The organism is Desulforapulum autotrophicum HRM2 (genome assembly GCF_000020365.1).
In the GTDB taxonomy this organism is placed as follows: domain Bacteria; phylum Desulfobacterota; class Desulfobacteria; order Desulfobacterales; family Desulfobacteraceae; genus Desulforapulum; species Desulforapulum autotrophicum.
The window spans coordinates 1,319,009-1,330,822 of sequence record NC_012108.1; the positions used below are offsets into that span (position 1 = coordinate 1,319,009).

An 11,814-nucleotide genomic window follows, 5' to 3' on the forward strand; every position below is an offset into this window, starting at 1 on the left:
CGGAAATGTGTGGGATTGGTGCTGGTGACGGGGCTGTTCGTCCTGGCAGTGGATCTTGCCGGAAAGCTTGGGACCTTGAAAGCCGGATGGGGTCTCGGGCATACAGGAGGATAAAATGGCGGAAAGTGTAATAGTTGTTTGCGACAGCTGCGGTACTAAAAACAGGATCCCCCGGGATCGAATTGACCAGGGGCCCCTTTGCGGTCGCTGTAAGCAACCCCTTGGCAGGGAGCAGATATTTACGGCACCCGTGACGGCAACGGACCAGACGTTTGACCAGGAGGTCCTGGCCCACAGGGGTGGGGTGATCGTGGATTTCTGGGCATCCTGGTGCGGTCATTGTAAAACCATGGAGCCGGTGCTCTCGGGCCTTGCAAAGGCCTATGCCGGAAGGATCAAAATCGTTAAGGTCAATGTGGATGAAAATGCTTCAACAGCAGCCCGGTATCGAATCATGAGCCTTCCAAGTCTGGTCTTTTTCAAGGCCGGAAAGGTCGTTGATTCCACGGTGGGAGCCCTTTCCCGGGGAGAGATTGAAACCCGGCTCAAACCGCTGTTGTGATATGGGAACGAATTTGACGTCTGTTCCAGAGGAGGGGAAATGGCAGATTATTCAGCGTCCATGGTGACCTCTGCCATTTAATCTGCTTCGGGCAATACCTGTTCCCGTTCACCCCTGTTATCGGCGTTTATTTTTTGTCGTACCAGTCAGAAAGCTAACCCCACAGGTCGACCGTCTAGCTTGAGCAATGACGGGCGCCATTGGCCTATAGGCTAAAAAAGTGTTGACTCTGGTTTGAAATGGCGTTATACGCTCCTCCTGCCAGAACGGTATGGCCGATTCTGATCTGATTTAACGTAACGTTTTTTATAATGGTAAAATCCCAATGAGTTATTTTAAACAACGGCTGAAATCTTCAGTCGTGTGGAACCTTTTTCTCTTGGCTACAGGCGCCTTTTTTTTCGCCCTTGGGTTGAAGGCGATAGCCATCCCCCACGAGTTTATCACAGGCGGAATTTCAGGACTGGGCCTGCTTCTTTTCTACACAAGCGGAATCCTTACCCCTGGTCTGTGGTATCTGATTATCAACATTCCCCTCTTTCTGGTTGGCTGGATTTTTATCAGCCGGCGGTTTTTCTTTTACAGCCTTTTTGGAATGATCATCAGTTCCATCTTTATGGAGATGATTCCTTGGACCATTGAGATCAAGGATCCGTTCCTGGCCGTCCTGGCATGTGGCACTATTTTTGGGGCTGGCGGCGGTATTGCCCTTCACAGCCTGGGGTCTTTGGGTGGAATGGATATTATCAGCATCATGGTGAATCAGAAGTTCGGTATCAGGATCGGAAGCTTTCTCTTTTTCTTCAACCTGCTGCTTTTTATCTTCAGCTTTGGATTCCTGGATACCGATGTCGTGCTTTATTCCATAGCCCTGAGCTTTGTCGTCTCCCAGGTGCTGGACCAGGTGCTTACCATGTTCAACCAGCGCAAGATGGTGTTGATCGTCTCTGATTTAAACAACGAAATAGCCCCTGTCGTTCTGTCCTCCCTGAAAAGGGGGGCGACCTTTTTAAACGGTACGGGTGCCTATACCGGCGAAGAGAAAAAAATTCTTTTGACCGTGGTGCACAGTCACCAGGTCAAGCGACTGGAAGAGATTGTGCTGACCATTGACCATGATGCTCTCATGATTACCGAAAATACCTTTGATGTCCTTGGCAGGGGATTCTCAACGCCCAAGGTTTATTAGGCCAGCAGCCGTTTTATCTCCTGGCGGGCGATTTTAAGAAAATCAGGAAACAGTTGTTTGAACCTGGGGGACATCTCCATGCTCCAGGACAGGGTCTCAGGCTCAATGCCCAGGACATGGAGTTCGGGTCTGTGGCCCATGAGTTCGGTCATACTCAGGGAGTCCAGAAGATCAATGTCGTGGAGGGAGAGGGTCTGGCTTTCATCTTTTCTAAGGTCAGACTCGGCAAGGCGGTAAATGGTACCGGGTGTCTTGCCTCCCTTGACAATGTCAAGAACCAGGATGATTTCGTAATCCTGGAACAGATAGAAAATATCCTGGGTAAATGTGCCGCCATCTATGAATTCAACATCTCCGGGCCACTCCTCCTTCATCAATTCGTGGACGGCATGGACTCCGATGCCTTCGTCCGTCAGGAGAATGTTTCCAACACCCAGTACCAGAAGTTTTTTCATTTTTTGTTCCAAGGTTTCAGGGTTAAACGTGAAAGGGGGGATGGAACGTCCATCCCCCCTTTGTCTTTTGCAGCAAAATCCTAGAGCGGAATCTCAACAACGTTTGTTTTGCCTGTCTCTGCGTGCAGCACGTGCACGGCACAGCCCAGTCATGGGTCAAACGATCGTATCAACCGCCCCACATTCACTGGGCTGTCAATATCGGGAACCGGAATACCTATCAGGGCCTGTTCAATGGGCCCTCGTTGTTCCATGTCATCCCTGGGGTTGGCGTTCCAGATGGTGGCCGAGGTGATCTGGTAGTTTGAAATGACGGAATTTTTGATGTCGATATAATGAAGAAGGGCACCCCTGGGTGCCTCGGTGAGACCGATTCCCTCTGCATTCTCCGGGATCGGCGCAGCAACAAAGGTTTCAAGGCCGGGTTTTGCCTCTTCCAGCCAGCGTTCCATCTGCATTGCCACAAGAAGGGTCTCTTCGGCCCTTGCAATGTGGCGGCCAAGGATGGAGAAAGCGGCATCTCCAATGTCCCTCATGCGTTTGACGCCAAGGGCCTTCTGGCCAGTGGCGGAAAGCTCTGGGTTGGTGATCCACATCCTTGCAAGGGGTCCCACTTCATGTGGTTTGCCATTGTACCTTGGGGATTTGATAAAGCTGTAACCCGTGGCTTTTTCAGGATCAGGAACGGTCTTGCCCTTGCTGGGATGCAGGCCCGTTGTATTGTCAGCAAAGAAAGAATGCTTTACATATTCCTTGATGTTGTCTGAATTAAAGTCCGTGTATTTGCCGTCCGTGAAAACACCAGATTTTAAAAGAGTGTTGCCTGCGTCATCCAGGGGAAAGACACCAAAAGCAATGCAGTTTTTGTAACCTGTGCCGGTTTTGAGAAGATCACCATAGGGCCCTGCCAGAAGGTAGATGAGGGGAAGGTATCTTTCCTCGATGAATTTTCTGACGGTTTTGAACCGCTCTTTGTATGCATCCAGTTTCTCCCTGGTGGGGATCTCCGTGGTACCGCCGACAACGATGCCCTGGACATGGGGCATTTTTCCGCCAAGAAGGGCGACCATTTCATGGCAGATTTTTCTGATCTCAAGGGCTTCGAGGTACTGGTCAACGCCCACCTGGTTGGTGGCCTTGTCAAGTCTTACATCATTGTTCTTGTATCTTGGAATAAACGGGGCAACCTCGGGTCCATTGACATAGTCCAGGGCGGCCAGGTGATAAAAGTGAAGGATGTGGGACTGGAGGAAATTGGCTCCAAGGATGAGATTCCTTGCGACCCTGCCGTTGTTGGTGAGTTTTACACCAAAGGCATCGTCAAGGGCGAGACTGGATGCCGTGGCATGGGCCGTGGGGCATACGCCGCAGATTCTCTGGACGATCTGGGTGGCATCCCTTGGATCCCTTCCTGTAAGAATGTTTTCAAAACCGCGGAACATGCCGCCAAAACACCTGGCATCAACGACTTTTCCGCCCTTTACCTCTACTTCAACTTTCAGGTGGCCTTCGATCCTGGTAACCGGGTCGATGGCAACTTTTATTTTTTTTCCCGCAGCGCCTACGGGTACTGCTTCAGGCTTGCAACCTGCCATGATAAAATCTCCTTGGCTTCAGTTAAGAACTTTGATTTACGATTGCTCATAGAAAGGGGATGATGCGTCTGGAAAACCGGGTTCTACACAGCCAATGCAAACAGCATTTTCAATGCACCAGTTGAGGCCGGAGTTCCATTTGCGCCTGAAGCAGTCGGCATAGGTGTCAGGCCCTTTGCAACCGAGTTCCATTCTGCAGCCTTTTTTGTCGGTAAAGGTCTTGCTGTATATATCTTGATCAAAGTAGTCAAGGTAGGGGCAGTTTTCATGGATGTTTTCACCAAAAAAGAGAAGCGGACGTCCATTTTCATCCAGTTCCGGCAGGCCCTTTGTGAGAAGATGGGCGATGGTACCAACGATCCAGTCCGGATGGGGGGGGCATCCTGGAATGTTCACGACAGGTGTCGTGATGTCGAATTTTTTGAAAACATTCTGAACCCCGGTGGCCTGGGTAAGGTTTCCCTTAGCCGCAGGAATTCCGCCATAGGCTGCGCAGGTACCGACGGCAAGAACGCTCCCAGCCATTTTTCCAAGTTCAGTGGTCATCTCGACCATGGTGATATCCTTGTTGTCACGCTCGCCAACAATGCAGTACTTACCGTTGGCTGCCAGGGGGATGGCACCCTCCACCACCAGGGAAAATTTTCCCTTGTACTCTTCGGCGACCCTGTAGAGATTGTGAAGGGCGGTCTCTCCTTCACTTGCCATGACCGTGGGGTGGTACTGGAGACTGATAATGTCAAGCAGCACCTTTGCAATGGTGGGCTCTACGCTGTTTAAAAGCGACACGGAACATCCTGTACAGCCTTGACCCTGGATCCAGAGAACCGGGTGATTCTCAAGCCCTTTTTTCATTGCAGAAACAAGGGCAGGGTTGATCATCTGGGAAAGGCCGATACCTGCGGCTGTTCCGGTCAGGGCTTTGAGAAATCCCCTTCGAGATACGCCGCTGCCCTCTTTTTGATCATCAGACAAATTCTGTTCTTCTTTCAATGGCACCTCCTTGATGCTGTTAGAAGTACAACGAGTTACAGATAAACAGTAAAACATCAAACCTTTATTTTTGTAAAATATCAGGGTTTCGACCTTTTACCGATGGTTGATAGACCATATAGGTAAAACAAATATATACGCGGGTAACTATAGCGTAACAAAATAATTTCTGTCAACCTTTACTATGGGGGACATTGGAAGATTCCCACGGGTGTAATTTGGCTCTTTAACCTGCATTCCAACGGCTGGTTTATCGGTGGAAGACGATTAAAAAAACCTTTAAATTAAATGGTTTGATAAAATTTAAAATAGGTTTGACATAAAAATTTTAATTTGGTAATCATGACTCTTTTGGTTTTGATATGGAGCGTACAGAAAATGACGGGAATTCAATCACTGGTGTGGCACCAGTTTGTTTAGATGAAACAGCGCCAGTTTATCTAATGTGGGTCTTTGGGCAGGTGCTTTTTGTGGGGGAAAGGGAAGGATTGTGACAACAGATATTTACACAAAAAAAATATTGATATTCGGGTGCGGCAACACCTTGTTTGCCAATGACGGATTTGGTCCGGCTGTGGTGGAGCACCTTAACCGAAACTACACCCTGCCTGACACAGCCCTTGCCCTGGACGCCGGCACCGGTATCCGGGATTTCATGTTTGATCTTCTGCTCATGGAGGATAAACCTGAAATGCTGATTGTTGTGGATGCGGTTACGGTTCCCAGCCGAAGCCCTGGTGAGGTCTTTGATATTGATTTAACGGACGTCCCCCGGGAAAAACTCAGTGATTTCTCACTGCACCAAAGCCCGTCCTCCAATCTTCTGAAGGAGCTAAAGGATGAGGGCGGTGTTGACGTGAGGGTCATTGGCATGCACACAGATGCCATACCAAATGAGATCAATCCAGGGCTTGCCCCTGAAGTTGAGGCTGCCGTACCAAGGGCCTGTCAACGGATCATGGAATTGCTTAAAGACAAATAGCGATTTAAACGACAAATATGACATCGGTTCTTCAGTCCCATGGGAGATTGATGTTTTTATGGGTTCACAAATTTAGGTCTAACATTTAAGTGAGGTATTTATGACAAACAAGCCTGTAGGTTCGGTTCTGCTTGCCGGAGGAGGTATCTCCGGTATCCAGTCTGCCCTTGATATGGCCGATTCCGGCTATTACGTATATCTTGTTGAAAAGAGTTCGGGAATTGGCGGGGCCATGGCACAGTTGGACAAGACTTTTCCCACCAACGACTGCGCCATGTGAATTGTTTCACCCAAACTGGTCGAGTGCGGTCGGCACTTGAATATTGAGTTATTGACACTTTCAGAGATTGAAAAGGTCACAGGTGAGCAGGGAAATTTTACGGTAACCATCAAGAAAAAACCGCGTTACGTTGATGAAGATAAGTGTATTGCCTGTGGACTGTGTGCTGAAAAATGTCCCAAAAAGGTTCCGGATGAGTACAACGAGGGGCTGAACTATCGAAAGGCTGCCTACATCAAGTACGGCCAGACCGTGCCGTTAAAATATGCCATAGATCCTGACAATTGTATCATGATCAATAAGGGCAAATGCGGGGTGTGCGCAAAGATTTGTCCCACGGGTGCCATCAATTTCGAGATGAAGCCTGAATTTGTGGATGTCAACGTGGGGGCCGTGGTTCTTGCTCCAGGGTTTAAACCCTATTCTCCCAAGGGCGTTGATTACTACGGGTATGATGAAATTCCCGATGTGATCACAAGCCTTGAGTATGAGCGATATCTGTCGGCTTCAGGACCAACCATCGGTCATATTGCCCGGCCGTCCGATGGTGGTGAACCAAATAAAATCGCCTGGATCCAGTGCGTAGGGTCGAGAAACACCAACTGTGTCAAGAACGGTTACTGCTCAAGTGTCTGCTGCATGTATTCCATCAAGCAGGCCGTGATGACTGGTTCCCATCTGTCGTCGGATGACAACGAGCAGACGATCTTCTATATGGATATGCGAACCGTTGGAAAGGAATACGAGCGCTATTATGAGGCGTCCAAGACCCAGGGCGTCTCCTATGTCAAGGCCCGCCCCCATACCCTGCTTGCAGGTCCCGACGGAGTAGGGGTCACCATGACCTACACCGATGAAAACGGGGTTCAGCACAACAATGAGTATTTTGATATAGTTGTTCTCTCCATCGGCCTTGAGGCCCCCCAGGATGCCATGGTCCTTGCCGATAAATTCAGTTTTGATTTAACCCAATACCATTTTGCCAAAACAGGCAGTTTTGCCCCTGTCTCCACCACCCGTGATGGTGTGTTTGTAACCGGCGCATTCCATTCTCCCAAGGCCATCCCAAAGTCAGTGATCTATGCCTCAACGGCAGCGGCTGAGGTCGAGGCGGTTCTGTCCGAGTCAAAGAACACCCTGACCCGGGAAAAAACCTGGCCTGAAGAGATCAATATTGCAGACCAGGATCCAAAGGTTGGCGTGTTTGTCTGTTCCTGCGGAACCAACATTGCCGGCGTGATTGATGTCAAGGCTGTGTCTGCTTATGCCGCTACCCTTCCGGGGGTTGAGTATGTTGAAAACAACATGTTCACCTGTTCCACCGATACCCAGGACCTGATTGCCGATAAGATTCGGGAAAAGGGCCTTAACCGGGTGGTCATTGCAGCCTGTACCCCGAGAACCCACGAGCCGTTGTTCCAGGAGACCCTCCAGGGAATCGGGCTCAACAAGTACATGGTCGAGATGGCCAACATCCGGAACCAGAATTCCTGGGTTCACCCCCATGAGCCTGAACGGGCAACAGCCAAGGCTAAGGATCAGGTGAGAATGGCGGTGGCCAAAGCCATTGGGAACTATCCTTTGACCGATGTTTCCGTGAATGTCACCCCAAGGGCACTTGTGGTGGGAGCAGGTCTTGCCGGAATGAATGCGGCCCTTGGTCTTGCAAACAACGGATATGAGACCGTGCTGCTGGAAAAGGGAACAGCCCTTGGCGGGGTGGCCCTTGACCTGTATGAAACCTGGAAGGGAGAACTGGTCAAGCCCGGTCTTGAACGGGTGATCGCCGATGTGGAAAACCACGATCTTATCCGGATATTTACCAACGCCACCCTCAAGTCCGTAACCGGATCTGTGGGCAGTTTCATCGGCGAAATTGCCAGGGGTGAAGAAACGGAAACCCTTGAGTTTGGTGCCTGTGTCCTTGCAACAGGCGGCAAGGCCTATACCCCCCATGAATACCTTTATGGGGAGGATCCAAGGGTGGTTACGGCCCTTGAGTTTGATCGAAAACTATCAACGGATCAGGCAGCCCTGACCGCAGTCAATTCCACCGTGTTTATCCAGTGCGTTGGTTCAAGGGACAAGGAACGTCCCTATTGTTCCAGGGTCTGTTGTGCAGGATCCGTGGCCAATGCCGTGCTGCTGAAAAAGAGCAATCCAGGAATGGATGTGTATGTGCTGAACCGCGACATCAGGACCTATGGCGAGCGGGAAGACATTTACAAGGAGGCAAGGGATCTTGGGGTACTATTCATCTCTTATACGCCTGAGACAAAACCCCGGGTGACCAGGAGTGGAGATGATCTGATCGTCACGGTCCATGATCCCATTTCACAGTTCGACCTTGAGATCACAGCCGACCGTATCGTTCTTGCAACTGCCGTGATTCCCAACGAAACCGCTTCGTTTGTCAACATTTTCAAATGCGGTGTCAATGCTGACGGCTTTCTTTCCGAGGCCCATCCAAAGCTTCGGCCGGTTGATTCCACCGTGGACGGATTATTTCTTGCGGGTTTGTGCCACTATCCCAAACCCATAAACGAGGCCATTGCCCAGGGCAAGGCCGCTGCATCCAGGGCAAGCGTGGTGCTCTCCAAAAAGACCATGAAGCTTGATGCCATCAAATCCCATGTGACCCAGAACTGTGACGGCTGTGCCCTGTGCCTTGATGTCTGTCCCTACAACGCCTTGACGCTTGTGGAGTTTGAGGAAAACGGAAAACAGCACCGGCGGATCAAGACAGACAGGGCCCTTTGCAAGGGGTGCGGCATCTGTGCTGCCACCTGTCCCAAAGAAGGAATTGTGGTCGATGGATTTACTCCGGGCCAGTTGCGGGCCCAGGTGGATGCCATTCTTGAGAAGGTTTGATGCAAAATATAATGAAGGAGAACTATAATGTCAGATAATTTTGAACCGACCATCATCGGTTTTCTCTGCAACTGGTGCGCCTATGCCGGTGGAGACCTGGCTGGGGTGTCACGGTTTGAGTATCCCACCAACATGAGGGCCATAAGGGTTATGTGCTCTGGAATGGTCCATCCAGATCTTGTGGTGGATTCCTTGAAGAAAGGGGCCGATGGCGTCATTGTTATGGGGTGACACCTTGGCGAATGTCATTACCTGGATGGTAATAACAAAGCATTGGCAAGAGCAGCTGTTATCAACATGATACTTGAGGATGCCGGCATTGATCCGGAACGGTTTGCCATTGAGTGGGTCTCAGGGGCGGAAGGCCCCAGATTTGCAAAAAAAGTGACCGAGTTCACCAATAAAATTAAGGAGCTTGGCCCCAACCGGTTCAACCTCGAGGAGGTGGCATAATGGCCGTTAACGTAGCCAGTGAGTGGCTGAACTCGTGTTCAGGCTGTGAAATTGCGATCTTGAATCTTGGAGAAACCTTGCTGGACCTGCTTCCCAAGATCAATTTTGTTCATATTCCCGTGCTCATGGATCACAAGCATCTGGGACAACTTGGGGATAAACAACACATCGATATCCCCAAGGCAACCGTTGGGCTTGTGAGTGGCGGTATCAGGAATGAAGAACATCTGGAAGTGGCAATGGAGATGCGCAAAAAATGCGACATTGTCATCGCCCTTGGCACCTGTGCCACCCACGGCGGGATTCCTGCACTCATCAATTCGGTTACCAATGAGGAGCTCTTTGACCGGTACTATGCAACGGAAAGTACGGATTCCGGTGCCCAGGTGCCAACCAAGGGTATCTCGCCCCTGCTCGACCGGTGTTATGCCCTGGACGAGCACATTAAGGTGGACATCTACCTTCCTGGCTGTCCTCCCCATCCCGATCAAATTGCCACAGCCATTCTTGCCCTGTTGAACGGTGAGACCCCTGAGCTGCCCTTTAAGAGTGTCTGTGATACCTGTCCGACCAAACGTATGGGCAAGGGGGCTGTCAAGGGCATCAAGCGGGCTGTGGAGTGTCCAGAATTTGATCCGGATAAACCCATTGACGAAATGCGCTGCCTGCTTGAACAGGGGTATCTGTGCATGGGACCTGTGACACGGGCGGGCTGTGCCGGCACCAATGGCGAAGCACCCCGCTGTATTTCCGCCAGGGTCCCCTGCCGGGGCTGCTATGGCCCTGTTCAGCAAAAGGGCAACCAGCTCCTTGACATGCTCAACGCCCTTGCAAGCAACGGCATTGACCTGTCGCAGCTGCCGGATCGGGACAGCCTGCTGAGATTTTCAGGGGCCCACAACAGGCTTGTGGTCAAACAAGGGAAAAAAACCAGGAGATAATTATGGGAAAAACGATAAATATACAGCCCCTTTCAAGGATCGAGGGTCATGCCAGTATCGAGATCAAGCTGGACGACCAGGGTAATGTGGCCGACGCCATTACCCACTTTAACTCGATCCGGGGATTTGAAAAATTTGTAGAAGGAAAACCTGCCGAAGAGGTCACAAGGATCGTGACCCGCATCTGCGGTATCTGCCCCTGGCACCACCACATGTCAAGCGTAAAGGCCGTTGATGCCTGCTTTGATGCTGAGGTTGCTCCCGCCGGTCACCTGCTGCGTGAATGCATGCAGAATATGGCCCACATCAACGATAAAATTCTTCATTTCTATTTCCTTGCGGCCCCGGACTTTGTCATGGGACCGGATGCCGACTATTCCGTCCGGAACGTCATGGGTATTGCCAATGCCGCACCTGATCTTGCACGTCAGGTGATTCGCATGCGCCAGAAGAGTCAGATGATGATGGAGAAATTTGCCGGAAAGGTGATTCATCCCATTGCAGGTGTCCCTGGCGGGTTTTCAAAACCCATGAACGAAAGCCAGAGGCAGGAGATGGTCGAGGATAGCAAGGAACTGCTTGAATTTGCGAAGTTTTCCATCAAGCATGCCAAGGAAGAAATTTTTCCAAAGTATCTTGACCTTGTCACCACCCTTGGTACCATTACCACGGGTTTCATCGGCACTGTGGACAAAGACGGAAGCCTCAACTTCTACGACGGTAAGATACGTCTCATGCGCCCCGATGGTTCCTTTGACGATTTTGAAGACACCGACTATCTGGACTATATCTCCGAGCGCACTCTGGATGTTTCCTATGGAAAATACCCCTACGCCAAGTCCTGGAACGAGGGATTCTCCATGGATCTTGATGCACCCAAGGGGATCTACCGCTCTAACTGTCTTGCCAGGATCAACTGCTGCGATCAGATTCCGACCCCCCTTGCCCAGAAAGAACTGGAAGAGTTCAGGAAAAGTTTTGGCAAGCCTGCCCAGCATACCCTGCTCTATCACTGGGCACGTCTCATTGAGCTTGTCTATTCCTGTGAAAAGACCCTGGAGCTTTTGAACAATCCAGCCATCACAGGCAAGGAGACCCGCTGCACGGTGACCCCCAAGGCAGGCAGGGGCGTCGGCCATGTGGAGGCTCCCAGGGGAACCTTGATTCATGACTACACAACCGACGAGAACGGCTGTATTAAAACGGCCAACCTCATTGTCGGCACCACCCACAACCTTGCGCCCATTTCCATGAGCGTAAAGCAGGCGGCCAATATGCTCATCAAAAACGGCCAGGTGGACGAGACCATATTAAATAAGGTAGAGATGGCGGTCCGCGCCTACGACCCCTGAGTCAGCTGCGCAACCCACCGCCTGGATGGCGGTCCTGTGATTGGACTCAATGTTGTAGATTCAACCGGTAAAACTCTGTTTACCAACTGCTGATAGAAAAAAAGGCCCTGGAGCAATCCAGGGCCTTAGGGGCTCAGATAT

General features: G+C 50.7%; 10 protein-coding genes. 7 read left to right on the top strand and 3 right to left on the bottom strand.

Features of this window, described 5'->3' with window-relative positions; translation table 11 throughout:
- Nucleotides 1-115 precede the first annotated feature (115 nt).
- Nucleotides 116-562: a thioredoxin gene (trxA, locus tag HRM2_RS05760; protein ID WP_015903066.1), complete on the top strand. Its 447-nt coding sequence runs from the start codon at nt 116-118 to the stop codon at nt 560-562.
- Between the two features lie 325 nt (nt 563-887).
- Entirely contained in the window at nt 888-1,751 is an 864-nt protein-coding gene (locus HRM2_RS05765) for a YitT family protein (protein ID WP_015903067.1), read from the top strand.
- Here the strand turns inward: HRM2_RS05765 and hysD are convergent.
- From hysD to hysB, 3 genes are all read right to left on the bottom strand, one after another.
- A complete protein-coding gene (hysD, locus tag HRM2_RS05770) occupies nt 1,748-2,206 on the bottom strand; it encodes a NiFeSe hydrogenase maturation protease (protein ID WP_015903068.1) in 459 nt (152 codons plus the stop codon). The genes HRM2_RS05765 and hysD overlap by 4 nt on opposite strands.
- 80 nt (nt 2,207-2,286) lie before the next feature.
- The gene (gene hysA, locus HRM2_RS05775) at nt 2,287-3,801 is read right to left on the bottom strand and encodes a NiFeSe hydrogenase large subunit HysA (protein ID WP_015903069.1); all 1,515 of its coding nucleotides are present in this window, start codon (nt 3,799-3,801) and stop codon (nt 2,287-2,289) included.
- Between the two features lie 36 nt (nt 3,802-3,837).
- Entirely contained in the window at nt 3,838-4,794 is a 957-nt protein-coding gene (hysB, locus tag HRM2_RS05780; RefSeq protein WP_202944691.1) for a NiFeSe hydrogenase small subunit, read from the bottom strand.
- 490 nt (nt 4,795-5,284) lie between these two features.
- Between hysB and HRM2_RS05785 the strand changes: the two genes are divergently transcribed.
- From HRM2_RS05785 to HRM2_RS05810, 5 genes are all read left to right on the top strand, one after another.
- Nucleotides 5,285-5,776, top strand: a complete 492-nt coding sequence (locus tag HRM2_RS05785; protein WP_015903071.1) for a hydrogenase maturation protease — start codon at nt 5,285-5,287, stop codon at nt 5,774-5,776.
- Nucleotides 5,777-5,876: 100 nt separating this feature from the next.
- Entirely contained in the window at nt 5,877-8,927 is a 3,051-nt protein-coding gene (locus HRM2_RS05795) for a 4Fe-4S dicluster domain-containing protein (RefSeq protein WP_015903072.1), read from the top strand.
- A 27-nt stretch (nt 8,928-8,954) separates the two neighbouring features.
- Nucleotides 8,955-9,380 (top strand): hydrogenase iron-sulfur subunit, encoded by a 426-nt coding sequence (locus tag HRM2_RS27355; protein ID WP_015903073.1) that lies wholly within the window; start codon nt 8,955-8,957, stop codon nt 9,378-9,380.
- Nucleotides 9,380-10,321 (top strand): NADH-quinone oxidoreductase subunit B family protein, encoded by a 942-nt coding sequence (locus tag HRM2_RS05805; protein ID WP_015903074.1) that lies wholly within the window; start codon nt 9,380-9,382, stop codon nt 10,319-10,321. Before HRM2_RS27355 ends, HRM2_RS05805 begins: the two co-directional genes overlap by 1 nt.
- 2 nt (nt 10,322-10,323) lie before the next feature.
- Nucleotides 10,324-11,673 carry a Ni/Fe hydrogenase subunit alpha gene (locus HRM2_RS05810; RefSeq protein WP_015903075.1) on the top strand — a complete coding sequence of 450 codons (1,350 nt, stop codon included), beginning with the start codon at nt 10,324-10,326 and terminating at the stop codon, nt 11,671-11,673.
- Nucleotides 11,674-11,814: the final 141 nt, after the last annotated feature.